Source organism: Koromonas soli (genome assembly GCF_059726265.1).
This window is the reverse complement of record NZ_AP040872.1, coordinates 3,625,975-3,650,917: the sequence shown is the minus strand read 5'-3', so window position 1 is coordinate 3,650,917 and position 24,943 is coordinate 3,625,975. Positions and strand designations below refer to the sequence as shown.

20 protein-coding genes are annotated in these 24,943 nt (G+C 58.9%); 12 read left to right on the top strand and 8 right to left on the bottom strand.

Features of this window, described 5'->3' with window-relative positions; translation table 11 throughout:
- Window positions 1-2: 2 nt before the first annotated feature.
- On the bottom strand, window positions 3-1,118 hold the full coding sequence (locus AC6IY8_RS15855) for an enolase C-terminal domain-like protein (RefSeq protein WP_497775499.1): 1,116 nt from the start codon (window positions 1,116-1,118) through the stop codon (window positions 3-5).
- A gap of 380 nt (window positions 1,119-1,498) precedes the next feature.
- Here AC6IY8_RS15855 and AC6IY8_RS15850 point away from each other — a divergent pair, with 380 nt between their 5' ends.
- The 6 genes from AC6IY8_RS15850 (at window position 1,499) to AC6IY8_RS15825 (ending at window position 10,769) form a co-directional block, all read left to right on the top strand.
- Entirely contained in the window at window positions 1,499-4,840 is a 3,342-nt protein-coding gene (locus tag AC6IY8_RS15850; RefSeq protein WP_497775497.1) for a TonB-dependent receptor, read from the top strand.
- 334 nt (window positions 4,841-5,174) lie between these two features.
- Window positions 5,175-6,188 carry a zinc-binding alcohol dehydrogenase family protein gene (locus AC6IY8_RS15845; RefSeq protein ID WP_497775495.1) on the top strand — a complete coding sequence of 338 codons (1,014 nt, stop codon included), beginning with the start codon at window positions 5,175-5,177 and terminating at the stop codon, window positions 6,186-6,188.
- A gap of 357 nt (window positions 6,189-6,545) precedes the next feature.
- Window positions 6,546-7,631 carry a 4Fe-4S binding protein gene (locus tag AC6IY8_RS15840; RefSeq protein ID WP_497775494.1) on the top strand — a complete coding sequence of 362 codons (1,086 nt, stop codon included), beginning with the start codon at window positions 6,546-6,548 and terminating at the stop codon, window positions 7,629-7,631.
- A gap of 414 nt (window positions 7,632-8,045) precedes the next feature.
- Complete coding sequence (gene rsmG / locus AC6IY8_RS15835) at window positions 8,046-8,666, top strand: 16S rRNA (guanine(527)-N(7))-methyltransferase RsmG (RefSeq protein WP_497775493.1); 621 nt, start codon at window positions 8,046-8,048, stop codon at window positions 8,664-8,666.
- Window positions 8,667-9,042: 376 nt separating this feature from the next.
- Window positions 9,043-9,864, top strand: coding sequence for a ParA family protein (locus AC6IY8_RS15830; RefSeq protein ID WP_497775491.1), 822 nt, complete (start codon window positions 9,043-9,045; stop codon window positions 9,862-9,864).
- Window positions 9,861-10,769: a ParB/RepB/Spo0J family partition protein gene (locus AC6IY8_RS15825; protein WP_497775490.1), complete on the top strand. Its 909-nt coding sequence runs from the start codon at window positions 9,861-9,863 to the stop codon at window positions 10,767-10,769. Before AC6IY8_RS15830 ends, AC6IY8_RS15825 begins: the two co-directional genes overlap by 4 nt.
- A 324-nt stretch (window positions 10,770-11,093) precedes the next feature.
- Here the strand turns inward: AC6IY8_RS15825 and AC6IY8_RS15820 are convergent, their stop codons facing one another.
- Window positions 11,094-11,336 carry a hypothetical protein gene (locus AC6IY8_RS15820; RefSeq protein WP_497775489.1) on the bottom strand — a complete coding sequence of 81 codons (243 nt, stop codon included), beginning with the start codon at window positions 11,334-11,336 and terminating at the stop codon, window positions 11,094-11,096.
- A gap of 145 nt (window positions 11,337-11,481) precedes the next feature.
- On the opposite strand from AC6IY8_RS15820, the gene AC6IY8_RS15815 reads away from it, so the two are divergent.
- Window positions 11,482-12,369: an MBL fold metallo-hydrolase gene (locus tag AC6IY8_RS15815; RefSeq protein ID WP_497775488.1), complete on the top strand. Its 888-nt coding sequence runs from the start codon at window positions 11,482-11,484 to the stop codon at window positions 12,367-12,369.
- Here AC6IY8_RS15815 and AC6IY8_RS15810 read toward each other — a convergent pair.
- Together AC6IY8_RS15810 and dusB are read right to left on the bottom strand one after the other, a co-directional pair.
- Window positions 12,333-12,665 carry a PilZ domain-containing protein gene (locus AC6IY8_RS15810; protein WP_497775487.1) on the bottom strand — a complete coding sequence of 111 codons (333 nt, stop codon included), beginning with the start codon at window positions 12,663-12,665 and terminating at the stop codon, window positions 12,333-12,335. The genes AC6IY8_RS15815 and AC6IY8_RS15810 overlap by 37 nt on opposite strands.
- A 26-nt stretch (window positions 12,666-12,691) precedes the next feature.
- A complete protein-coding gene (dusB, locus tag AC6IY8_RS15805) occupies window positions 12,692-13,783 on the bottom strand; it encodes a tRNA dihydrouridine synthase DusB (RefSeq protein ID WP_497775485.1) in 1,092 nt (363 codons plus the stop codon).
- 151 nt (window positions 13,784-13,934) lie between these two features.
- Between dusB and AC6IY8_RS15800 the strand changes: the two genes are divergently transcribed.
- Window positions 13,935-14,474 carry a hypothetical protein gene (locus tag AC6IY8_RS15800; RefSeq protein WP_497775483.1) on the top strand — a complete coding sequence of 180 codons (540 nt, stop codon included), beginning with the start codon at window positions 13,935-13,937 and terminating at the stop codon, window positions 14,472-14,474.
- 137 nt (window positions 14,475-14,611) lie between these two features.
- On the opposite strand, the gene rpmE is transcribed toward AC6IY8_RS15800, so the two are convergent.
- Window positions 14,612-14,842: a 50S ribosomal protein L31 gene (gene rpmE, locus AC6IY8_RS15795; RefSeq protein WP_497775482.1), complete on the bottom strand. Its 231-nt coding sequence runs from the start codon at window positions 14,840-14,842 to the stop codon at window positions 14,612-14,614.
- A 74-nt stretch (window positions 14,843-14,916) separates the two neighbouring features.
- A complete protein-coding gene (locus AC6IY8_RS15790) occupies window positions 14,917-15,267 on the bottom strand; it encodes a hypothetical protein (RefSeq protein WP_497775481.1) in 351 nt (116 codons plus the stop codon).
- A 69-nt stretch (window positions 15,268-15,336) separates the two neighbouring features.
- Between AC6IY8_RS15790 and AC6IY8_RS15785 the strand changes: the two genes are divergently transcribed.
- The 3 genes from AC6IY8_RS15785 to AC6IY8_RS15775 all read left to right on the top strand — a co-directional run bounded on the left by AC6IY8_RS15785 (window position 15,337) and on the right by AC6IY8_RS15775 (window position 19,340).
- The gene (locus AC6IY8_RS15785; protein ID WP_497775480.1) at window positions 15,337-16,083 is read left to right on the top strand and encodes a hypothetical protein; all 747 of its coding nucleotides are present in this window, start codon (window positions 15,337-15,339) and stop codon (window positions 16,081-16,083) included.
- A gap of 4 nt (window positions 16,084-16,087) precedes the next feature.
- Entirely contained in the window at window positions 16,088-16,672 is a 585-nt protein-coding gene (ruvA, locus tag AC6IY8_RS15780) for a Holliday junction branch migration protein RuvA (RefSeq protein WP_497775479.1), read from the top strand.
- 127 nt (window positions 16,673-16,799) lie between these two features.
- Window positions 16,800-19,340 (top strand): protein kinase domain-containing protein, encoded by a 2,541-nt coding sequence (locus tag AC6IY8_RS15775; RefSeq protein ID WP_497775478.1) that lies wholly within the window; start codon window positions 16,800-16,802, stop codon window positions 19,338-19,340.
- A 3-nt stretch (window positions 19,341-19,343) separates the two neighbouring features.
- Here the strand turns inward: AC6IY8_RS15775 and AC6IY8_RS15770 are convergent, their stop codons facing one another.
- Entirely contained in the window at window positions 19,344-20,846 is a 1,503-nt protein-coding gene (locus AC6IY8_RS15770; RefSeq protein ID WP_497775477.1) for a TolB family protein, read from the bottom strand.
- 214 nt (window positions 20,847-21,060) lie between these two features.
- Here AC6IY8_RS15770 and AC6IY8_RS15765 point away from each other — a divergent pair, with 214 nt between their 5' ends.
- A complete protein-coding gene (locus tag AC6IY8_RS15765) occupies window positions 21,061-21,924 on the top strand; it encodes a sugar phosphate isomerase/epimerase family protein (protein ID WP_497775476.1) in 864 nt (287 codons plus the stop codon).
- A 282-nt stretch (window positions 21,925-22,206) separates the two neighbouring features.
- Here AC6IY8_RS15765 and gyrB read toward each other — a convergent pair whose 3' ends face one another.
- Window positions 22,207-24,870: a DNA topoisomerase (ATP-hydrolyzing) subunit B gene (gene gyrB / locus AC6IY8_RS15760; RefSeq protein WP_497775475.1), complete on the bottom strand. Its 2,664-nt coding sequence runs from the start codon at window positions 24,868-24,870 to the stop codon at window positions 22,207-22,209.
- Window positions 24,871-24,943: the final 73 nt, after the last annotated feature.

Sequence of the window (24,943 nt, the reverse complement as noted above, 5' to 3'; positions counted from 1 at the left end):
GGCTACGCCGCCAACGACAGCTTTTTCACCAATTCCCGCTTCCAAACCAATCCAATCCCCGGGCGCTCAGGAATCTGCGCAAACCCGTTCTCAATCTTCAGCGGCTCTTCAAGAATGGCGTCGCCCCAATCGACATATTCCAGGTAATGACACGTCGGAGTCGCTGCCAGCAAATGAGCGCTGATCTCCGGATGCAGATGCGATGACATCGCGATCCCATGCGCAGCCGCAAGCCCCGAGGCCTGCAACCATCCGCTCACTCCGCCAATACGAGCCACGTCCGGCATCACCAGGTCGCATGCATTGCAGGCAATCGCCTCGGCCATTGCCTCCGGCCCATTGAAGTTCTCACCAATCTGCACCGGAACCCTCAGCGCTCTCGCGACCATTGCGTTTCCGCGATAATCGTCGTGACGAATCGGTTCTTCGAGCCACGCGATTTCCTCCGATTCCAGCGCCCTCCCTCGTCGAATCGCCTCCGTGACCGTCAGCGCCTGGTTGTAATCCACCGGCAGCTCAATTCCCTCCGGCAGACGTTTACGCACCGCGCGCGTCACTGCCAGATCCTGTTCAAGCGTGGCATGTCCCAATCTCAACTTGATCGACCGGAATCCGCCAGCCATCAGCTTTTCAGCCTCATCCGCCGCCGCCTCCGGAGACATCAGACCCAGGCCGCTCGAGTTGTATGCCTGAACCGGCTTCGGATTTGCGCCCAGTAGCCTGACCAGTGGCACACCCGCGGCTACGGACAGTGCGTCCCACAACGCCATGTCCAGCGCCGAAAGCGCCATTCGCATCACGCTCGCGACTCCCACCAGAGCAAAGCGCCGCGCCAGCTTCGGCGCAATGTCCACTGGTGCCACACGTTCCCCTTTGATAATCGACACTGCATCGCGCAGCAACGCGTCGATGGCACGCGGCACGCTCGGCCGATAGCAGAACAGATATGTACGACCGGTGATTCCCTCCTCTGTCACTAGATCGATGAGCAACAGCGGTGCTTTCGAAACCACCGCCGCGCTGGTTCCCAGCGGAAAGTTCATCGGCACTTCGACGGCGAACGTGTTCACTTCTCTCACCGTCAACGATGGAAACGATGCGGTTATCGGAGTAACCATGATCGATCCTCCCTCTGTCGTTGTGTGCTGTGCCCAGGACCCTGCGGATGGAGAGCGTTGCTCCTGCTTGCGAGTACAGCATGGTGCAACGGCGTACTCTAGGAAGCCACCCAACCATCGCAGAGATGCCCTCGCGCCATCTCACAGCGACACGCCGATTCAATCTTCTCGACCTGAGGTGCTCACGACGAACGCTCAGCTCCTCAGCCCCGCCACCTTTGTCTCTCATAAATTCCATTGATCGAGCTGATCTGATCTTTTTTCTCAGGCTGAACTCGCACATCCTGTACACTTTCATCTCCGGCGTGAGTGAATGCTTGTCCGCAGTCCCGCCGCCTCTATCAACCTTCTTGCGGCACATGATTTTCAGGAGGTATGGAATGCGGTTCCGTTTCCTCGCTCTCGTGGCCCTCATCGTCTCGCTTTCCACTCTCGCGCTCGCGCAGGTTCGTGGCGAACTCCAGGGCCGCGTCTCCGATCCTTCCGGCGCGTCAGTTCCGGACGCCCGCCTCCAACTCACCGAATCCGCGACCAACCTGCGCCGCAGTACTACAACGTCCACTTCCGGTGACTACGTCTTTCGCGATCTCAATCCCGGCACCTACCGCCTAGACGTTTTCGCCCGCGGATTCCAAAACCTCAGCCGTCCACGTGTAATTGTCGAAGTCGGCAACACCACAGCCGTTGATTTTTCAATGCCTCTCGGCAGCGATCGGCAAACCATCACCATCGATGAAGAGCCGCCCGTTCTCCAGTCTCAGACCAGCGATGTGCAGACCACGATTCCCGGCACCACCGTCGTTGCCATGCCGCTGAACTCGCGCAATTTCGTTCAGCTCACCACGCTTGCTCCCGGCGTCGAACTTCCTCCCGGCACCGTGCTTCCCCGCATCAATGGCGGACGCCCGCGCACCAACGAATATCTCTACGACGGCATCTCCGCTCTCCAACCCGAGCCCGGCCAGGTTGTCTTCTTTCCCATCATCGATGACATTCAGGAATTCACCGTCCAGTCCAACAATGTCGCCGCCGAGTTCGGACGCTTCAACGGAGGCGTCGTCAACGTCGCCACCCGCTCCGGCACCAACGCCCTTCACGGCAGCCTCTACGAGTTCCTGCGCAACGAAGATCTCAACGCGCGCAATTATTTCTCCAACTCGTCGCGCAAGCCCGAGTACCGCCGCAATCTTTACGGCGGAACCCTCAGCGCGCCCATCGTTCGCAACCGTGCATTTGTTTTCGCCGGATACCAGGGCGTCAAGCAGTTGATCGGCGTGACCCGCATCTCCACCGTCCCAACCATTAACGAGCGCCAGGGCATCTTCACCGGCGTCTCTCACGTTTACGATCCTTCCACCACCAACTACACCGGGGGCCGATACGTCCGTCAGGAGTTTGCCAATGACGTCATCACCACCGCCATGGACCCGAAGGCCCTTGCCCTGCTCTCGCGCTATCCCCTGCCCAACGTCGCCTCCACCACCGGAGCCAACAACTACTCACGCACCGACAACGACGCCGACCATCAGAACCAATTCGACATTCGTGTTGATGGCGCGCTTACCGCGCACGACCGCACCTTCGGCCGCTATTCCTATTTCAACGAAGTAGAGCAGCCCGTCACTCCGCTGCCCGACGGCAGTGGTGCCATCACCGGATCGGTCGTCGGTACCGGCGGTGTTGCCGGACTCTCGCATGTGCTCGGACAGCAGGCCGTCTTCAGCGAGACGCACACCTTCACCAATCACCTGCTCAATGATCTGCGCCTCGGCTACACGCGACGCAGCAACAACATCGTCGGCCCCACGCTCGCCGATACTGCTTCCAACGCGCTCGGCATTCCCGGCATCCCGACCAACGCCGCATTCAACAACGCTCTGCCGCTATTCACCATCACCGGATTCCAGCAGATCGGCGCTTCCGCCGGAACCACCTCGCGTTACCAGACCGCAGTATGGGAGCTGGTCGACGGCCTCTCCTATACTCGCGGGCGCCACTCCCTCAAGGGCGGCTTCGATTTCCGCTGGTACCAACTGAACACCATTGCTCCGCCCAATCCCACCGGGGCGTTCGCCTTCACCACTACCGGCACCAACCTTCAGACCTCCACCGGCACAACCGGCGGCAACGCGCTCGCTAGCTTCCTGCTCGGTCAGGTCGATACCTTCCAGATCGATCTTCAGCAGAGCAAGCTTCGTCCCCGCGATCACATCATGGAATACTTCCTGCAGGATGACTGGCGCGCCACCAATCGCCTCACCCTCAACCTCGGCGCGCGCTGGACGCTGCACTCCCCCTCCACCGAGTTGAACAATCAGGGAGCCATCTTCAACCTCGCCACCCAACAGCTCGACTACCTCGGACAGAACGGATATCCCACCAGCGCCCGCGAACTGCACTACGCCAACCTCGCCCCGCGCATCGGCCTCGCCTACCTGCTCACTCCGAAAACCGTCGTGCGCTCCGGCTTCGGCATCGTGTTTATCGATCAGTCCGGCATCACCACGCCGTTCACCGTTCCGCAGTTCCCCTTCATCCAGAACGTGCAGCAGAAAACGCAGGACAGCATCAACTCGGCCTTCACTCTAGCCAACGGCCCCAACGTCTCATCCATTCCGCTCACCGCCAATGCCGGCCTCGGACAGAGCGTGTACACCGTCAATCGCAAATCCGGTTCCGGCTACGTGCAGCAGTGGAATCTCGCCATCGAGCGTCAGCTCACCAATAACCTGTCCTTCGAAGTCACCTACGTCGGATCGCACATTATCCACGTCGGCATTCCCGAATTCAATCTCAACCAGCTCACCGCCGATCAGCTCTCGCAGGGCAGTGCCTTGCTCGCCAAGGTCGCCAATCCCTACTACGGACAGCTTCCTTCGTGGAGTTCCATCGGCGGCAAGACCGTTACCCAGGCGCAGTTGCTCAAGCCCTATCCCCGCTTCCTCAACGTTGCCATCTACCGCAACAACACTGGCGAAACCAACTACCACGCCCTCGAAGCTAAGGTCGAGCAGCGCTTCAGCCATGGCATGTATCTGTTGTTCTCCTACACCCACTCCAAGCTCATCGATGACGCCTCGTCCGTCTTCTCCTCGACCGTGCTTTCATCTCCCAACTCCAGCAGCCTCATCGCTGCCGACACCTACAACCCGCGCCTCGAACGCGATTCCTCCAGCGGCGACATGCCCAACGTCACCTCCATCGGTGCCATCTACGACCTGCCCGCCGGACGCGGTCATCGCTTCGCCTCCGCCGGCATCGCCGACAAACTCCTGGGCGGCTGGAGACTCAACGTCATTGCCTCACTGCAATCCGGCATGCCCGTCACCGTCACTCAGGCCACCAACTACAACGCATTCGCCGGATTCGTTCTCCAGCGCCCCACCATCGTCGGCAACCCCGCGCTGCCATCCAATAAGCGCAGCCCCGCGCAGTTCTTCAACACCAGCGCCTTCACCGAAACCAAGCAGTTCGCCATCGGCAACGCTTCACGCAACCCCGTGCGCGGCCCTGCCTATCGCGACCTCGACCTCGCCTTGGTCAAGAACACGAAACTCTCCGAGCGCACCAACCTCGAATTCCGCGCCGAAATCTTCAACCTCACCAACACGCCCGCCTTCGCGCAACCCAATGGCACGTTCGGCACCACCGCCTTCGGCACCATCACCTCCACCACCACCGACCCTCGCGTCGTCCAGCTCGCCCTTCGCCTAAGCCGCTAGGGGACACCGATATCACTCACGAGCTCCCCCTGAGCCCGTCGTTGTTTGAAGTGTCATCCTGAGGCGAAGCCGAAGGATCCCAGCCATCCCTCCAACCTCCGCCACCGCCTGAGGTCACCCACCACGAACCCGGTGCCCCACCTCTGCCCGCATTTAGCAGAGGTGGGTGTTTTGCCTTTGCCTTTGCATTGCCTTTGCCTTTGTTCTTCGTCAAGGACCCCAGCCATGCTCGCACTACCTCTGCCACCATAGGTCACCAACCGCCACGGTGCGCTCCCCTCGCATTTCCACCACCGCCATCGCTCCTATATCATTTCCCCAATAAGGAGCCCACATGAAAGCTGTCGGCTACATTCAATCCTTACCGCCCTCCGATCCCAAGTCCCTGTTCGACTTCGAAACTCCCAAGCCCACGCCCGGCCCGCGCGATCTTCTCGTTGCCGTCCATGCCGTCTCTGTCAATCCCATCGACACCAAGGTCCGCATGCGCGCCCAGGGCACCGAGGCCCAACCCAAGATTCTCGGCTTTGACTGTGCCGGAGTCGTCGAGTCCGTCGGCCCCGAAGTCACGCTCTTCAAGCCCGGTGACGAAGTCTTCTACGCGGGAACCCTCAATCGTCCCGGCACCAACAGCGAGTTCCACCTCGTTGACGAGCGCATCGTCGGACACAAGCCGCGCTCACTCTCCTTTGCTGAAGCGGCGGCTCTCCCGCTGACCTCCATCACCGCCTGGGAACTGCTCTTCGACCGCCTGCGCATCCCCCTCGGCAAGCCGCATCAGGCCGGCACGCTTCTCGTCGTCGGAGCCTCCGGCGGAGTCGGCTCCATCCTCGTCCAACTTGCCCGCCGTCTCACCGGACTCGCCATCATCGGCTCCGCCTCCCGCCCCGAGTCGCAATTGTGGGTCATCCAGAACGGCGCGCACCAAACCGTCGATCACTCCCAGAAGATCAGCGAACAAGTCCGCAAGCTCGGCTTCCCATTCGTCGAATACATCATTTCGCTGACCCACACCGACCAGCACTTCGACGAGATCGTCGAGATCATCGCTCCGCAAGGCGCTTTCGCTCTCATCGACGACCCCGCATCGCTCGATGCGCGTAAGTTCAAACCCAAGGCCGCCTCGCTGCACTGGGAATCCATGTTCACGCGCTCCGTCTTCCAGACGCCCGACATGATCGAGCAACATCGCATCCTCGAGCAAATATCGAGACTTGTCGATGAAGGCCTCGTGCGCACCACCCTCGCCGAAACCGCCGGCGCCATCAACGCCGAGAACCTGCGCCGAGCCCATCAATCCATCGAGTCCAACAAATCCATCGGCAAACTCGTCCTCGAAGGTTTCTAATCGATCCGCTCGACATCAATGCACTCGACGGTGCCCCACCTCTGCCCGTAGTTGGCAGAGGTGGGTCTGTTGCTCCTGCCTTTGTTGTTGCTCCTGCCCTTGCTCTTGCATTTGTTGTTGTTATTTAAGCGTCATCCTGAGCGAAGCGAAGGACCTCGGGGTTGCTCTCGCCTCTGCTCTTGCTCGTTCCTTTGTTTCTAAAAGGTGTCATCCTGAGCCGCAGGCGAAGGCCCCCAGCGCCGTTTCAGTCTCCGCCGCTGCTCCCGGTCACCAACCACCCCACCGCCAATACCCCATTTGTGACGGAAGTCATAGCCCTGCGTCCCCCTCCCTCATAGGCTTAAACAGAAGGTCTTTATGCCGACTCTTACTGATCCCGTCTCTACTCCAAAGAAGAAATTCGTGCGCCGTCTTGCGCCCGATCGTTCCCAGCGCACACGACTCATCGTGCAAACCGCGTTCATCCTGCTCAACGTCTTTCTCTGCGCCAAGTTCTACCTCTTCGTCCAATATTTCGAATCCGGCGCCACCGGCCCGCACGTCTCACGTCCCGCCGGAGTCGATGGCTGGCTCCCCATCGCCGGCCTCATGAACACCCGCTATCTCATCGCCACCGGACACATCCCCGCCATCCACCCCGCGGCCATGGTCCTGTTCCTCATCTTTGTCGCCATGAGCCTCCTGCTCAAGCGCGCCTTCTGCTCCTGGCTCTGCCCCATCGGAACCCTCTCCGAATACCTATGGAAAGCGGGCCGTCGCTTCCTCGGACACAACCTCACTCTGCCGCGCTGGATCGACATCCCGCTTCGCGGGCTCAAATATCTGCTGCTTGCCTTCTTCGTCGTCATCATCGGAGGCGAATCGGCCGCCTACCTTGAAGAGTTCATGAACGGCCCCTACGGCCTCCTCGCCGACGTCAAGATGCTTCATTTCTTCGAGCATATGGGCTCCACCGCGCTCGTCGTCGTCCTCGTGCTGAGCCTGCTCTCCGTACTCATCAAGAATTTCTGGTGCCGCTACGCCTGCCCCTACGGCGCTCTCATGTCGCTCGTCTCGCTCGCCAGCCCCGTCAAGATTCGTCGCGATGAAGAAAGCTGCGTTGACTGCGGCAAGTGCGCCAAAGCCTGCCCACAGAATCTTCCTGTCGATCGCCTCATCCAGATCCGGTCAGCCGAATGCACTGCCTGCCTCGAGTGCGTCGCCAGCTGCTCCACCCAGAACGCGCTCCAGCTCTCCTTACCGCCGCGCGCCGCCACACCCGTCACCACGCGCTGGAATGGACGAGCTCTGCAACCCGTCGCCGTCGTCATCGTCCTCGCCGCCCTGTTCTTCTCCGGCGTTGGACTTGCCCGAATCACCAACCACTGGCAAACCAATCTCCCCGACGACGTCTACCGCCAGCTTCTCCCCCAGGCCGACTCTCTCAGCCACCCCCGCTTCTAGCCCAATAAGAAGGCGCTCTCCCCGAGCGCCTTTACTTCACACAATTGAATGTACACATGCACACCTGTCCACATGTGTACACCACTCACTCCTATACTGCAGCCCCCACCAAGAACAAAGCACCGCAGACGAGAGTTCCTGTACCCTAGCGACGCCCTAAGCATCGCGGCGAGAACTCCCTGTATGCGAGCGAAGCGTTAAGCACCGCGGGTGCCCCATATACGCTTGCCTCTTTTGGCAAGCGTATATGGGATCTATTAAAGAAGGCGCGAAGCGCCCTCCAAAGGTTTTGTAGTTGTATTTGCAGTTCGTGTTGCAGTTCGTGTTGCAGTTGGTGTCGCAGTTGCTTTTGCCTTTGCTCTTGCCTTTGATCTACGTGTCATCCTGAGGCGCTCCACCATTTATCCTGTCCTCATGGACGACCGCACTCTTCAAGACCTTCTTTCCCCATTCATCCCCTCTTCCGATCTTGACCCGCAGCTCCTCGCGGCCATCCGCACCCACCTCGACCTGCTTACCCGATGGAACCAGCGCATGAACCTTACCGCCCTGCGCACCCCGGAAGAGATGGTCACCCGCCACTTCGGCGAATCCCTCTTCGCCGCCCGCCAGCTTCTCCACCGCGACTCATCCCTCGACGTATTCGACCTCGGCAGCGGCGCCGGATTCCCCGGCTTCCCCTTCAAGTACTGGGCGCCGATGCTCACCCTCACTCTCATCGAAGCTCACGGCAAGAAGGCCACCTTCCTCAAGGAAGTGCGCCGCGCCACCCAGCTCCCGGACGTCGCCATCCTCAACCAGCGCGCCGAAACCATCTCCCAGAAAGCGTCACTGGTCACAATGCGAGCCGTCGAGAAGTTCGACGAGATCCTCACCTCTGCCCACCGCCTCGTTGCGCCCGGTGGCCGCCTGGCCGTGCTCATCGGAGCCGCCCAGCAAGAACGCGCCCTCTCTCTCCTACCCGATGGCGAATCCACCGCAATCCCGCTCCCATCCTCCGACCAGCGCCTTCTTCTCACCTGGTCTCGGTCCTGAGCGTATGTTCCACGTGGAACACAGAGAGGCTCACTCTCACGACGTTCCACGTGGAACACTAACCATCCCACTCCAACACCGACTGTGATCCTGAGCCGCAGGCGACGCTCCCCTGCTCCGAACACCCGCCCCATGTTCCACGTGGAACACGCCGCTCGCGCCCAAGCCTTGCATCCTGCTGCCGACACCCCCAACCAACCCCGCGTTCCACGTGGAACACCCAGTTCTGCACAACTTTCTTCACTTATGCACCATATTCACAACCCTCCACAGCCCAGAAACCATTGCGACCCACTCTCCCCGTCCTTTACCCTCAATCTTGTCCCACAATCGGCAACCGACGCCGTTCCACTACCGGCTGCCTGGAGCTTTATATATGTCTCGGGTCATCGCTATCGCCAACCAGAAAGGCGGAGTCGGCAAAACCACCACCAGCATTAATCTCGCCGCCAGCTTTGCCTCCAGCGGCTTGCCGACGCTGCTCATCGACTGCGACTCACAAGCCAACTCCTCATCCGGCCTCGGCCTCGCCAAGGACCCCGACCGCCCCGGAACCTATGAACTCATCACCACCTACGCGCTCTCCGACGAGGCCGACCCCAACGAACTCCTACAGAAGACCGAACTCGACAACCTCAAGGTGCTGCCCGCCTCCAGCCATTTGTCGGGCATCAATGTCGAACTCGTCAACGGAGAGTTCCGCGAATACCGCCTGCGCCACGTCCTGCAACGCTTGCGCGACCAGTACAAGATCGTCATCCTCGACTGCCCGCCGGCGCTCGACCTGCTCACGATCAATGCCCTCGTGGCTGCCGATTCGGTTCTAATCCCGATGCAGGCCGAGTATTTCGCCCTCGAAGGCATCAGCGAGCTGCTCAATACAGTGGAATTGGTGCGCCAAAGCTTCAATCCGTCCCTCGAGATCGAGGGTATCGTCCTCACCATGTACGACGACCGCACAAATCTCGCCCAGGGCGTCACCGGAGAGCTCAAGTCCTATCTCGGCGACTATCTCTACGAAACCAGCATCCCGCGCAATGTGCGCGTTGCTGAAGCGCCGAGCCATGGAAAACCGGCAATTATCTATGATCCAAAGTCTCGCGGTTCCGAGAGCTACCTCAAATTGGCTAAGGAAGTACTCAACCGCATCAAGAAGCGCCCCACCCCACAGCCATCCACCAGCGAGGTACAGCAGTGAACTCGACTCAAGATAAGAAAAAAGCCCTCGGACGCGGCCTCGGAGCCCTGCTTCCGGCCGCCCGTGGCGTGCATTCCTCCACTTCCGCTCCGGCCGCCCAGCCTCAGCAGCAGCCCACCGGAGACCTTGTACGCGAGATCCCCGTCGAGCAGATCGACCGCAATCCCTACCAGACCCGAACCGTTTTCGACGAAACCGCTCTGAACGAGCTCGCCGAATCCATCAAGGTCTCCGGAGTCGTCCAGCCCATCACCGTCCGCCAGCAGGGTGCCCGCTACCAGCTCGTCACCGGAGAGCGCCGTTGGCTGGCCTCTCAGCGCGCCAGCAAGAAAACGGTTCCAGCCATCGTGCGCCAGCTCTCCAATGAGCAGGCCATGGAGATCACCATTGTCGAGAATCTCCAGCGCGAAGACCTTAACCCCGTCGAGCAGGCCCGAGCCTACGAGCGCCTCGGCCGCGAGTTCGGACTCACCCAGGAGCAAATGGCCCAGCGCACCGGAAAGGACCGCTCTTCGGTCTCCAACTTCCTGCGCCTCCTCAAACTCCCCTCCGAAGTCCTCAAGATGGTCGAGGGAAACAAGCTCTCATTCGGGCACGCAAAGGCTCTCATGACTCTCGACTCGCCCGAAGCAATGCTTCGTCTCGCCCAGCGCGCCGTCCAGCTCTCCATGTCCGTGCGCCAGGTCGAGGGAGCCGCATATAATCTCGCCCATCCTGAGCCCGCCGTCGCCAAGCCCGAGCGTCAGCTCGATCCCAACGTCCGCGAAGCCGAGCAGCAGCTCCAGCGCTCCCTCGGTCTCCGAGTCCAGATCCAGGACAAAAAGGGCAAAGGCAAGATCGTGCTCGAATACAAGTCCCTCGAAGACTTCGATCGCGTCCTCGAAATGCTCAGCTCCTCCAAATAGCACAAAAGGGCGGCCTGCTGGCCGCCCTTCTCTTTCCTGCCCTGATTGCAGATTCTGGTTGTCTTTCGTCCTTCCCGTCGCAAGCGCAGTTCGAATCCTGTAAGCGCCTTACGCTTCCGAAGGTTTCGCTGAGAGGAGGGTGTCAGCGCAGCCGAAGGATCCCTTCCCGCTGCCAACCCTCCGCCGCCCTCCTAGCCCCGGTCACGGCCCTATTTACCACTTCGGTAACGCCCGTAACCCGCAGATATCAAGCAGGGCAATCCTTATCCCTCTGCACACCATAGTGCCCAACCTGCAACCCTATGTTTACTCTCTTGATACCCGCTAGCTCTTCTTCTCGTCGCCCTTCTTTTCCCTGTCGCACTTGCCCTTTTTGCAGCAATCCATCTCTTTGGCCATCTTGCCGTCTTTGTCTTTCTTGCAGCAATCCATCTTGCTCTTGTCGCGCTTGCACATCGCGTGCTCGTGCTCCGAGTGCTTATCGGCATCCCCACTCTGCGGAGCATTCTGCGCCCACATTGACACTGCGCTCAGCAGCAGCACGGCAATCATTGAACGAACCTTCATCCCACTCTCCTTCTGAAACTTAGTCCCGGGATTATATCCTGCACTCACCCTCATTGCCTATCCTGCGACATTCGTCTTCTACTTGCGACTTTCCTGCCCTCTTTGCTCATCTAACCCTCTGTCTTCTGAGACCGTGGAGCACACTTTGCACCGCACTACGCTTGGCGATTTCGAACTCACCATCATCAACGACGGACTTTACTATCTCGATGGCGGCGCCATGTTCGGCGTCATCCCCAAATCCATGTGGCAGAAAAAGATTGCTGTGGACGCGCAGAACCGCCTGCACATGGCGATGAACTCTCTCGTCATCCGCACTGGTGAGCACACCATTCTTGTCGATACCGGAGCCGGCAGCAAACTCCCCAACAAGATGCGCCAGATCTACGACACGCAATCCGTGCTGCTCGACAACCTCGCTGCCGCAGGCTTTGCTCCTGATGATTTCGACATCGTCATCAACACGCATTTGCACTTTGATCATTGTGGATGGAACACCGTACGCCGCGCCGATGGCAGCATCGTTCCTGCGTTCCCTCGTGCCCGTTACTACTTTCAACGCGGCGAACTCGCACACGCGCATCAACAACATGAACGCGATCGCGTCAGCTATTTGACTGACAACTACGATCCCCTTGTCAGCAGTGGACGAGCCGTACTGCTCAGCGGCAAACAATTGATCGTGCCCGGCATTCGCGTCGAAGTTTTCCCCGGACACACCTTCGATCACCAGGCTGTAATCATCGAGAGCCACAACAAAAAGGCCGCCTACGTAGGCGACCTCATTCCCAGCACAGCTCATCTCCAGCCCACATGGGTCATGGGATACGATCTCTCACCAATAGACTCCATCGACAATCGTCATCGCTACTATCACGATGCGATTCCCGAACGCTGGCTTACGGTTTTCACTCACGATCCCAATACACCCTGGGCCTACATTAGTCGCGATGCAAAAGGTGGATACATCGCTGAAGCCGTCGAGTCCGCGGATGATCAGATTTCAATTACGTCGGCTAACGCCTTGAGATAGCGGCCAAGCTCGGCTCGCACATTCAACGCAGGATCCATGAACTCCAGTCCGCAGCGGAACCCGCGACGGTTCCGCACCACGGCCTTTACGCGAATCGGTGTCGAGTCCGGCAGTGCAAACTCAACTTGCAACAGTGTGCCCATGTCCAATGTTTCCGAGGCGTACACGCTCATGCCGCCTTCGCTCAGCTCGTACGTGCGAACCACCGTCGCCGTGTCATCCGCATCATCCCAGCGTCGAATCCGTACGCGAATATCTACTTTGTACCGCTTCCATTTCCGCTTTGGAGCTTCCAAACTACTCACCTCTGAACGCAATTCTATTAACCGCAGCACGCGTCGAAATCGTTCGCCGGAACGACGTCGCATGCAGCATCACTCTCCGCTGGCTTGCGCGAGAAAAACTCATCCACCGCCGCCACGATCGCCTCTGGAGATTTCGAATCGTAGATCGCCTTGCGCAGTTTTGCTCCGCCTTCCACGCCATGCGTGAACCACGATGCAAACTGTTTCATCTTCCCCGTCGCATCCGGAAGACCCTCAATGATCAGCATGCCAAAATAGCGACGGATCATTTCGTAGCGGTCCTCGCGCGAAGGCACATCATATGTGCCTGAGGCCGTGTACTGCGCAATCTGCCTGAAAATCCACGGATTCGACGCAGCCGCGCGCCCAATCATCACACCATCGCAACCTGTCACTGCAATCATCGCGCGTGCATCTTCCGGCGTGCGAATATCGCCATTGCCAATCACCGGAAATTTCACCAGCGATTTCAGCTCGGCGATCCACTCCCACTGCGCCTGTCCGCTGTATCCCTGCTGACGTGTGCGCGCATGCATGGCGACTGCGTCCAGCCCGCATCCTTCCGCCATCTTCGCCAGCTCATGAAAGACTAGTTCGCTTTCACTCCAGCCTGCGCGGAACTTCACCGTGAACGGAATCGTCACCGCCGCGCGCACAGCTTCGAATATCTTCTGGATCGTCGGCAGCTCACGCAGCAGTCCGCTGCCGCCATTGCATTTCACAACCTTCTTCGCGGGACAGCCCAGGTTCAGGTCCACCAAGTCGAAACCGAATCCCTCCACCATGCGCGCTGCTTCCGCAAGCGACTCCGGATTCGAGCCAAACAGTTGCGAGCTGATCGGGTGCTCATCTTCGTAGAAGTGCAGAAAGCGCTGCGCCTTCTTGTCCTTCTTCCGAATCACTCCATCGGCAGAGGTGAATTCGGTCATCAACAGACCGCAGCCCGTCATCTCGCGAATGAACCTGCGGAACACTGTGTCTGTAATTCCAGCCATCGGAGCGAGCACTGTAGCTGGCGCGATCTCGACCGAGCCAATCTTCAAGTTCGCGGGAACCCTCACATCTTCGGGCGCTTCGTGAACCTGCGGGTTTTCATAAAACTTATGCACGCCTCTATTGTATCGGCATCTGAAGGCCGATACACCTCGACCGCTCACCTCGAATGCATTGCCCGAAAAGAGCCTCCACCCACCAATTACGCATCCAACTATTCAGCTCACGTCTTCAGTCGCGTGCCCTCAGCGTGAGTAGCGGCCCATCATGGCGACCTCGGCACAACCCGCTCGCACGGCAATCAAACCCGCAGCACTTCCTCCTGCGCGGCGATCATTGCTGATTGTGGTTCTTGCCGTTACCCTGCCCATATTCGCTGGCCTTGCCTGGCATGTCGCCTCGGACAATCCTCTGTGGCCGTTAATGCGCACCTCACTCCAGCGTTGTGAGCTTCGCGAAGCGAAACTTTCGCCCGTTTCGCCCGACGGCCGACATCGCGCTCACATCGTTTATGCCACATTCTTCGGACGCTTCACCGAGACTCTCGTCTTCCTCTCACCCAGCGGCGACACGTTCTCGCTCTCATCCCTCGACGCCGACCAAGCCGTGCTTGAAGCCGCAGGCATTCGCTCCCTCGATGCAGTCGATTGGCAAATCACCTCCGACGAAGTCTCTGTTCTGCAGCTTTGGTTTGTACCTAATGCCTACCCGAGCCAGCTCCACCGCATCGCACGCTCCTCGGACGATGTAATCATCAAGACTCTCAACAGCATGCCTGCTCCCGGAGCCGAGCGGCTGGACTACTGATTTCCTGCACAAAACAGAAAGCCCTCGCCTTGCGAGCCATTTTGCGGCTTGCAACAGCGAGGGCTCTTGATACTTGCGCCGAGGGCGTCTTCACCCCAGCAAGGATCGCTTGCCGGAGACCCCGACCACCCGCGGGATTATTTCTGTTCGGCAGCCTTGGCCGCGTCCGACTTCGCATACTTGCGGCGGAAGCGTTCGATACGACCGGCGGTGTCGAGCACCTTCTGCTTACCCGTGAAATACGGGTGGCAGCTCGAACAGATTTCAACGTGGATGTCGCCATGATGAGTGCTGCGGGTTGTAAAGCTTGCACCGCAGGCGCACTTCACCTGGACCTCTTCATACTTCGGGTGGGTTGCTGCTTTCATGGATCCTCAATTCATCTGTTGAAACAGACCCTTCTAGTGTAACCTGCCACCTTAGCGACGGGCAACTTTCATGGCTAAGCTGCCTTTGCCTGCTTCAGATCCCGTCTGCGTACGACTGCCGCCTGTACCGCGCGCCACAGATTCCACAGAAAGGCGCACCCTCCGGTGGTGATCGCCACCGGAATCGATATGTGCCGATATGCCAGGCTCATGTCGGGCGAAGTGTGCGTCAGCAGGCTTCGCACCAGCAGGAATATGATCCCGCAGAACAGGCCAAAGCCCATTCCGAACCCGGCCCACAGAATGGTCAGCAGCACGATGCGATAGGCCTTCATCAGGCACCACACCAGCCAACTCGGCTGCCTCACGGGTTCGCCGCCCACCAGCGTCTTGTTTCCGCGTGCCTCCATTTCGCCGACCTTCACATTTCCTCCATCGCGCAGCCAGCAACGGATATCCCGGGGCGGCTGCCTGCGCTAGAATTGTAGTTTCCTATGCCGCACACTCAACACGCAACCACACACTCCCCGGCTGAAGTACTAAGACTCTCTCCCGTGCAGCAGTCAAGCAATGGAATCTGCTACGCCTCGAGTGGCGAAGTCAATGTCTCTTCCGGCGAATTGCAGCGCATGGTCGATGCCGTACCGCAGGCCATCGCCTCCGTGCTTACGCGCAAGGCATTTTACTTTGTGCCGCTCACGGTTGCCGATGGCGACCAGACATTGATTGCTGACCGCTATGACGTGCTGCTCAGCGACCGCGCCGTCTGCCACCGCAATCTTACGCTTGGCGACGCGCAGTGTGTGTTCATCTCCACGCGGTTGATGGACGACCGCTTCTCTGTTGCGTTCGAGTTCTATATCAATATCGCTCACGCCTTTGCCGACCAGACCGGATTCTCCCAAGCCTTTGCTGACCTGGTCTGGAAGCAGATTCAGGACAAGGTGAAGGGCGAAACTTCGCTTGACGCCAACGAACTTCGCAAGATCGTCACCTCCAACGCTCCCGACGCAGAGAAAGCCAAGCAGGAATACTTCGAAACCACGTTCGCCGATGCCATCGCGATTTACCTGCTCTCGCTCTACCTCGATGTGGACTACTACGAACTGCGCGAGCGTGATTATCCTCTGCTCTCCCCTGCGGCACTGGCCGAGCGCTTGCGCAAGGTGAATGAGTTGTTCCCTGCGCCGCGTGGCTTCGATTTCAACATTTACTACAAGCGCCGTCCCGAGCAGCGATAGAGCCATGATCGCGCATCTTCGCGGCACTCTCCTTGCTACCTCGCCCGGCCACGCCATCGTCGATTGTCATGGTGTCGGTTACGACGTAACGGTCTCGATGAACACCTTCACCGAACTTCCCGACGCAGGCAGCGAGGTATCGCTGTTCATCTACACTCACGTGCGCGAAGACCAGATCGCACTTTTTGGATTCCGTCATCCTGAAGAGAAGGCGCTGTTCGAGAAGCTTCTTTCCGTCAGCGGAATCGGCCCCAAGCTCGCCGTCAACATCCTTGGTGGCATGAACACGCGCGATCTGGTGGCCACCATCCGTGGGGGAGATGCCACGCGGCTCACGCGCATGCCGGGCGTTGGCAAGAAGACAGCCGAGCGCATGGTGCTCGAACTCAAGGACAAGCTAACGGAGTTCGGCATCACTCCCGCCGCCCCGCGCCCCAAGCACGCGCTCGAAGACGACGTGCTCTCAGCGTTGGTTAATCTCGGCTATCAAGCTGCAGCCGCCGAGCGCGCCATGGAAAAGCTGGGCCCCTCCGACGGACGCAGTTTCGAACAGCTTTTCCGCGCCGCACTCGCACAGCTCTCGCACTGACCCGGTGAGTGGCCGCGAGCCAATCACAAAAACAGCAGCGCAGTTGCCTTCGTGCTGATCGCATTCTGCCGCGCCCTCCGCAACTCTCAATGTGGATACAATGGTCCGTTGCGATCGCGAGGTGGGCATGGCACTGGCCAAAGGCTCCCGATTAGGCACTTATGAACTGGCCACCACCATCGGGGCCGGAGGAATGGGGGTCGTGTACCGCGCACACGATCCGCGGCTCGGGCGCGATGTCGCCATCAAGATGCTGCCCGAGTCGTTTGCGCTCGATCCGCTGCGTCTTCGTCGCTTTGAGCAGGAAGCGCGCGCCGCAGCCAGCCTCAGCGATCCGCACATCCTCGCAATCTATGACATCGGTACACAGGATGGCTCCCCGTACATCGTCTCCGAACTGCTGGAAGGTGAAACGTTGCGCAGCCTTCTGCGAAACGCCGCCCTGCCCGTGCGAAAAGCAATTGACTTTGCCATCCAGATCTTGCGCGGGCTCAGCGCTGCACACGAGAAGAACATCATTCATCGTGACCTGAAGCCGGAAAACCTATTCATCACCCGCACCGGGCGTGTGAAGATTCTCGACTTCGGCCTCGCCAAACTCACGCAGCCCGAGGTCTCTGCCGACTCGCCAACCATGGCGTTCGATTTGAAAACCGACGCTGGCGCCGTGATAGGAACCGCGGGCTATATGTCACCCGAGCAGGTGCGCGGAAAGCCGGTAGACAGTCGAACAGATCTATTCAGTTTCGGCGCGATCCTCTACGAAATGCTTTCGGGCCGCCGTCCGTTTCACGCGGAGAGCGCTGCAGAGGCACTGACGGCGATTGTGCGCGAAGATCCGCCGCCACTGATGTTGGCGAACCCACACGTCTCACCCGCGCTTGAACGCATTGTCACTCATTGCCTTGAAAAGAATCCGGAAGAGCGCTTTCAATCGGCACGCGACGTGATCTTCGCGCTCGAGGCGCTCTCGCTCACCACTGGCGAATCGCCGGTGGCCGTCGTTGCTAAGCATTCCAGACGCATCGCTCTCCCGCTTGTCATCGCCCTAAGCGTCGTTGCCGGACTGCTCGCCGGATATTTTGCAGCTCGCCGCGTCGCGCCATCGCCGCCGATCCCAAACTTCCACCAAATCACCTTTGAACACGGAACCGTTGACTCTGCGCGTTTCACACCCGACGGCCACACTGTTCTTTACGCGGCTAACTGGAACGCTGGCGGCGTACAACTGTATTCCACCCGAATTGACTCCGCCGGGTCTGTCCCGCTCACGCTGCGCGAGGCCACGATCACATCGATTTCGAATTCGGCGGAACTGCTGGTATTGGTGAATACCAGCACGGTGTTCGCATTCGCGACCATCAGCACGCTTGCCCGCGTCCCGATCAGTGGTGGAACACCGCGACCAATACTGAACGATGTGCAGGATGCAGATTGGGCTCCGGAGGGAAGCATCGCTGCATCCCACCGCGTCGATGGCAAGTACCAGCTCGAGTATCCGATCGGCCACGCCCTCTACGTCAGCAATGGATACATCTCCAACGTGCGAGTGTCGCGCGACGGAACTCGCGTAGCGCTTGTCGATCACGATGCGCTCGGTGATAACGGCGGCTTTGTCACTGTGGTGTACAAGTCAGGACGAAAGCAGCAGTTGACCGGACGCTATTCTCAAGTGACCGGAATAGCCTGGTCGCCTGATGACCGCGAAGTGTGGGTAAGCAGCAACGAAGGATTGCAGGCGGCCGCAATGTCCGGAAAGCCTCGCACTCTCGTTCGCTTTCCCATCGTGGCCAGCCTGCAGGACGTGGACAGACATGGAAATGCGCTGCTGTCATTCGGCACCTGGAGAAATCACCTGATGGCTCGCGGTGCTGGACAGGAAAGCGAGCGCGATCTCAGCGTCGGCGACTGGTCCTCGGCCGGCACGATCACTCCCGATGGCCGCTTCGTGTTGTTCGACGAAGAAGGCGCATTCGGCGGCGACGCTTACTCGGTGTTCATGCGCGGCGCCGACGGTTCTCCGGCCGTGCGGCTTGGGGAGGGAAACGCGATTGCAATCTCAGCCGATGCGAAGTGGGCGCTGATCGCTCCTGTTGCAAGCAAACCGTTATACCTTGTGCCGACCGGACCAGGAGAGCCCAAGATCCTGTCGAACTATATCGTTACTGGGCAGCGCGCCAGCTTCCTTCGCGACGGCAAGCGTGTCGTGTACTGCGCCGCGGAACCAGGGCACAAGAATCGCCTGTATGTGCAGAGTACCGACGGTAGCGCGCCGAAGCCCATCAGTTCCGAGGGAGTCACCGGTTTCGCCACAACGCCCGATGACAAATACGTCGCAGGGATCGCCGAGGATCGCAATGGCGCAGCGCTCTACCCCATTGACGGCGGCGAACCGCTGCCCATTCGCGGACTCGAACCGAAGGAAAGGATCTGGGGGCTCGCCTCTGAGACGTTGGCATACGTGGCGGATGTACCTCGAATGCCGGCCACTGTCTATCGCCTGAACATGAAGACCGGCAAGCGTGAACTCTACAGAAAGTTGATGCCCGCCGATCCCGCCGGTGTTGTTGCCGTCGCTCCCATCAGCATTTCACCAGATGGCAGATACTACGCCTACAACTACTACCAACAGCTCTCCGACCTCTACGTAGTCAGCGGCATACATTGACGCTCATCGATATTTCTGCGCGTCTTCCGGATCCACGAAGATGTAGCTGACAAATGCAAAACGCAATCCATCCGGCGACCACGATGGAACGTTCATCGTCCCCTGCCCGCCAAACAGCTTCGCTACAACCGAGATCTTCCCGTCGGCCATCGACATCATTCGCAACATCACATCCTTGTTCGGCGGATGCCCCGCAACATCTTTCTCAAAAGAGAGGAATGCCATCTTCTGCCCATCGGGCGAGAAATGCGGGAACCAGTCGTTTTGTTCGCCGTGCGTCACCTGCTCCTGCGCGCTGCCATCAGCTTTCATCCGCCAGATCTGCATGTGTCCGGTGCGCTCGGAGTTGATGTAGATGTACCTTCCATCAGGCGTGTACTCCGGCCCATCGTCTAATCCTTTTGCAGTGGTCATGCGAGTTTCCTCGCCTCCGCCTGCCGGAATCGTGTAGATGTCGAACTCGCCATCGCGTTCGCCGACAAACGCCAGTGTCTTTCCATCAGGCGACCAGCCGTGCCAATACGATGGCGCATTCTTTGTGATGCGCTTCGGCGTGCCGCCCGTGATGGGCAGCGTGTACACCACCGATTTGTGCTCCTCCGTACTGTCGCTGACCACCAGCGCCTTGCCATCGGGCGAGATGCCGTGATCATTATTGCAATCCTTGGCAAAGCCAGTGTCGATGAGCGTTGGCGTGGTGCCGCCAACCGGCAGTCGATAGATACGTCCATTGCCGTTGAAGATGAACTGATTGTCCCGCGTCCAGTTTGGCGCCTCGATGTGCTGCGGAGTGACGTACGCAACCTGGCGATTGAGCCCCGTGGGCATCACTGTTTCGAGCACGCTGTGCAGCACCGCTTCGCCGCGCTTTCCATTGCGATCCTCAAGCTCCACGTGCGAGAAAGCAGCCCGTTCTACTCGATCCTTGTCGTGTGAGCACACGCCGATGCCGATGTAGTATTCGCCTGTGAAACGAATGCGCGGTGAGCCCGCAGCAACCTGCAGCTTCTCACCATCGCGGGCCGCCAGCATGTACACATAGTCGCCGCGCTTCACCAGACGCACCTGCTTCGGAGCACGCACTGCGGCCTGAACCTCCTGACTCATGCCACCCTTCTCATCGCGAAACTGCAAAGACGTGAGGCCCTCACCGTGAATTGCAACATCAGCATATACAGAGTCGGCGTCAAGACTCTGGCGCACCATCAGCACTGCCTTGCGATGAGGATTCCCGCCACTCGGTAGCATCGCAATCTCGGCGGTAATCGCGTAATCGCCGCTCACTTTCTTCCAAACAAAATAAAAGGCATCGGGAGATGCCCAGATGTTCTCGCCACTTCCTGCAACGCTGTAAACTTGCTTCGCGCCGTCATACTCAACACCGCCCGAGTGCAGCACAGAACCAACTTCCGAGTGCGCGTCGAAGATTCCGACCGGCGCCGATTGTGCCAGTACCAAACCTGCGCCAAACACAAACATGAGTCCCAATAGAAGAATTTCTCGCATCGCACTCCTCTCGAACGGCCATGCCATAAATGCACGCACGCGTAACACACGCCACTGCTGCGCTCAGATTATCGGCAGAATTTTGACGAGTTAACCATACCAGAACAGCTCAAAATCAATTCAACAATTCACGATCACAGTTCTATACTGGCTTCGTTCCTTCAAAACAGTTTGCGCACTCATCTGCGATCGCCTCGCTGGCGAGAGGAGAACCATGTCAGAGATTTCGAGAAGAAGCTTTGTGAAGACCGCGACTGGAGCCATCCTCGCAGGCGCCGCAATGAAACTCGTGCCCAGCACTCTTGAGGCCCGCACGCGCCTTCCACTGGGAATTCAGCTCTACACCGTGCGCGATCTTCTGGCAAAGGACTTCGACGGCACTCTGCACCAGGTCGCCAGCGCGGGATACAAAGAGGTAGAGGCCGCAGGTTATTACGGTCGCACGGCTGGCGAGTTCAAGCGCGCTCTTCAAGGCGCAGGACTGCGATGCCCAAGCACACACCATCCGCTAACCCAGCTTTTGCCCAAAGTGGATGAGCTTATCGCTTACGATCACGCACTCAGTGTGCAGTACATGATCTGCGCGTCGCCCGCGCAGCGCGATCTCTCGCATCGCGAACTCACGCTCGATGATTGGAAGTGGAACGCCGAGCAGTTCAACCGAATCGGCGAAAAGGCAAAAGCCGCGGGCATCCAGTTCGGTTATCACAACCACGTCGGAGAGCTTCGCAAGGTTGATGGCTTGCTCGCCTACGACGAACTTTTGCGCCTCACCGATCCCGCGCTAGTCACTATGGAGATGGATTGCGGCTGGTTCCGCGTCGCCGGATACGAGCCTGCCGACTACCTCAAGCGCTATCCCACGCGCTACTCTCTGCTGCACGTGAAAGACGAAGTGCTGCGCTCCGCCGAAGATCATCATCCCACCGAGATGGGACGAGGCAACATCGATTACACGCCGGTCTTCGCTGCCGCCCAGCACATCAAACACTACTTCATCGAGCAGGAGGATTTCGACATGCCGCCACTCGAGGCCATCGCGATCAGCGCGCGTTATATGAAAAGGATGAGCATCTGAAACACATGCACTACCGCGTCTGCAGTACGCGATGTGGAAGAAGACGCCGCAAGCTGACTCGATTGATTCTTATCCCCATTCTTCAGCACGTCTCACCGCGACATACATCTCGCAATAATCAGCAACAAATACCCCTCACGCGGTTGGTGCGATGTACCACCACGAGCGCAAGGTTGTGGCACCACAACCAAGGAGCGTTCAACAAATGAGGAGCCCACCGGCAAATCTCCGGCGGGCTCCTCATTTAACTGCTACTACTAACTACTGCTGCTACAAGTCGGCTTAGATATCGAGGTTCTTGACGTCCAGCGCGTTTTCTTCAATGAACTTGCGGCGCGACTCGACGTCTTCGCCCATCAGCGTGGTGAAGATACCTTCCGTCTCGGCCAGGTCCTCGAGTTTTACTGACAGCAACGTGCGGCGGTCAGGGTCCATCGTCGTTTGCCAGAGCTGCTCGGCCGTCATTTCGCCCAGCCCTTTGTAGCGTTGGATCTGGTACTCTTTGCGTCCCTGTTCCAGGACGAAGTTGAACAGATCGCGCACTGTCCTCTTCTCGACTGGCTCGCGCGATCCTCCCTTGAGAGACACCCGCGCCGGCGCGCCGCCCTTGATCGTTTTGCCCTCGACCTTCTCGGCATCCGCCTTCTCGGCATCGGAAATCGTGTCGTCAATCTCTTCTTTCGCAGGCTCGGCGCTCTTCACCCATTCGACATGAAACGGCGGCTTCATGTGCTCGGCGATCTGGCGATAGCGAGACATCATCTGCTTGTACTCGGGACTCGAGATGAGCGACCAGCTGATGGCATGCGGCGTGCCTTGCGAGTTCACGAAATCGACTTCCCACAGTTCCTGCTCTTCGTCGAAGTGCGTGTTGACCGACATGAACTGCTCTTCCTTCGCCATGCCCTTCAGCGTTGTTTCTACTTTGGCGATCGGCTCAGGAACAACGTCGGCTGTACCGGTAAAGTCTTCACGCTTCGCTAATCCAAACTCAGGCAGCATCTCCGTCACACGTTCGTTGCGAATGCGCTTGTCCACCTTGTCCAGAGAGCTGAGGTATTCATTGAGCCGCGTGAGGAACTGCGCCAGTTGCTTGCCTTCGAGCCGTGCCGCACCATCGCCGTAGCGAACCACGAGGCCCTCGGATGCGCGCTTGATCATCACCTGCACAAACTCCGCATCGTTCTTGATGTACTGTTCGAAGCGGCCCTTCTTGATGCGATAGAGCGGTGGCTGTGCAATGTACACGTTGCCGCGCTTGATCAACTCCTGCATGTGCCGGAAGAAGAACGTCAGCAGCAGCGTACGGATGTGCGAACCGTCAACGTCAGCATCGGTCATGAGGATGATCTTGCTGTAGCGCAGTTTTGAAGCGTCAAAGTCGTCCTTGCCAATGCTGCATCCGAAGGCGGTGATCATGGCACGAATTTCTTCGTGGCTCAGCATCTTGTCGTAGCGCGCCTTCTCGACGTTCAGAATCTTTCCCTTTAACGGCAGGATCGCCTGGAATCGACGATCGCGTCCCTGCTTCGCCGTGCCACCTGCCGACTCGCCCTCGACCAGGTACACTTCGCAGCGCTCAGGATCGCGTTCGGAGCAGTCTGCCAGCTTGCCCGGCAGTCCGCCACCATCGAGTACACCTTTGCGGCGAGTCAGGTCGCGCGCCTTACGCGCAGCTTCTCGCGCACGTGCCGCATCAATCGCCTTGTTGATGATCTTCTTCGCGACCTGCGGATTCTGCTCGAAGAACGCGCCCAGCTTCTCATTCACAAACGCCTGCACCGAGCCGGCGATATCCGAGTTGAGCTTGCCCTTCGTCTGACCCTCGAACTGCGGTTGCGGCAACTTTACGCTGACCACCGCCACCAGACCTTCGCGAACGTCGTCGCCCGAGAGATTTTCTTTCAGGTCTTTGAACAATCCCAGCGACTGTCCCGCAGCATTGATGGTGCGCGTCAGAGCCGAGCGGAATCCCTGGAGGTGCGTTCCGCCATCGATGGTGTTGATGTTGTTGGCAAAGCTGAATAGCGTCTCGCTGTACGAGTCGTTGTACTGCAGGCCGATTTCGCAGGACAGCTCAGGCTTCTGCGATTCCATATAGATCGGCTTATCGTGCAGCACGTTCTTGCCTTTGTTCAGGTGCTTGATGAACTCAGCAATGCCGCCGCTGAACTTGAACTCCGTGTGCTTGGCCTCGCCGGTTTTCTGATCTGTCGTGCGCTCGTCGGTGAGCGTGATGACCAGGCCCTTGTTGAGGAACGCGAGTTCGCGCAAGCGATTAGCCAGCGTGTCGTAGTTGTATTCGGTGACCGTGAAGATGTCCGGATCGGGATGGAAGTGAACCTTAGTCCCACGCTTCTTCGTGTTGCCGGCCTTCTTCAGCGTGTTCTGCGGCACTCCGCGCGAGTAGTCCTGCTGCCACACGAACGGGCCCTCGCCCTTCGCGTCAGGACGCCAGATTTCGATATTGAACTCGTCACTGAGCGCGTTTACGCAGCTCACACCCACGCCGTGCAATCCGCCGGAAACCTTGTAGGTCGAGCTGTCGAACTTGCCGCCCGCGTGCAGAACCGTGAGAACAACCTGCACGGCAGGAACCATCTCGCCATCGTGCTCCATGGGGTCGACCGGAATACCACGGCCGTCATCGACCACCGAAATGGAGTTGTCAACGTGAATCGTGACATCGATCTTCGAGGCAAAGCCTGCGAGCGCTTCGTCTACCGAGTTGTCGACGACCTCATACACGAGATGATGCAAGCCCATCTCGCCGGTCGAGCCAATGTACATGGCGGGGCGCTTGCGTACAGCTTCCATTCCACCAAGGACCTTGATGGAGTCCGCCGTATATTCTTCACCGTTCTCGGAGGCTTTCTTGTTCAGTAATTCTTCTGCGTGGAGAGCTGTCTGCTTTTCGGCGTCTGCGGTGGTTGGCTTTGAGGACATGTAGTTTTCTTATTTCCAGAAATCGTTTGGGCCCGGGCAGCCGCAAAGCTCACCCGAAGCAGTTAGGAGGACG

Bases quoted from the DNA above. Each gene is read 5' to 3' on its own strand.
- AC6IY8_RS15855 (WP_497775499.1), bottom strand. From the start codon at position 1,118: ATGGTTACTCCGATAACCGCATCGTTTCCATCGTTGACGGTGAGAGAA.
- AC6IY8_RS15850 (WP_497775497.1), top strand. From the start codon at position 1,499: ATGCGGTTCCGTTTCCTCGCTCTCGTGGCCCTCATCGTCTCGCTTTCC.
- AC6IY8_RS15845 (WP_497775495.1), top strand. From the start codon at position 5,175: ATGAAAGCTGTCGGCTACATTCAATCCTTACCGCCCTCCGATCCCAAG.
- AC6IY8_RS15840 (WP_497775494.1), top strand. From the start codon at position 6,546: ATGCCGACTCTTACTGATCCCGTCTCTACTCCAAAGAAGAAATTCGTG.
- rsmG (WP_497775493.1), top strand. From the start codon at position 8,046: ATGGACGACCGCACTCTTCAAGACCTTCTTTCCCCATTCATCCCCTCT.
- AC6IY8_RS15830 (WP_497775491.1), top strand. From the start codon at position 9,043: ATGTCTCGGGTCATCGCTATCGCCAACCAGAAAGGCGGAGTCGGCAAA.
- AC6IY8_RS15820 (WP_497775489.1), bottom strand. From the start codon at position 11,336: ATGAAGGTTCGTTCAATGATTGCCGTGCTGCTGCTGAGCGCAGTGTCA.
- AC6IY8_RS15800 (WP_497775483.1), top strand. From the start codon at position 13,935: ATGGCGACCTCGGCACAACCCGCTCGCACGGCAATCAAACCCGCAGCA.
- rpmE (WP_497775482.1), bottom strand. From the start codon at position 14,842: ATGAAAGCAGCAACCCACCCGAAGTATGAAGAGGTCCAGGTGAAGTGC.
- AC6IY8_RS15785 (WP_497775480.1), top strand. From the start codon at position 15,337: ATGCCGCACACTCAACACGCAACCACACACTCCCCGGCTGAAGTACTA.
- ruvA (WP_497775479.1), top strand. From the start codon at position 16,088: ATGATCGCGCATCTTCGCGGCACTCTCCTTGCTACCTCGCCCGGCCAC.
- AC6IY8_RS15775 (WP_497775478.1), top strand. From the start codon at position 16,800: ATGGCACTGGCCAAAGGCTCCCGATTAGGCACTTATGAACTGGCCACC.
- AC6IY8_RS15770 (WP_497775477.1), bottom strand. From the start codon at position 20,846: ATGCGAGAAATTCTTCTATTGGGACTCATGTTTGTGTTTGGCGCAGGT.
- AC6IY8_RS15765 (WP_497775476.1), top strand. From the start codon at position 21,061: ATGTCAGAGATTTCGAGAAGAAGCTTTGTGAAGACCGCGACTGGAGCC.
- gyrB (WP_497775475.1), bottom strand. From the start codon at position 24,870: ATGTCCTCAAAGCCAACCACCGCAGACGCCGAAAAGCAGACAGCTCTC.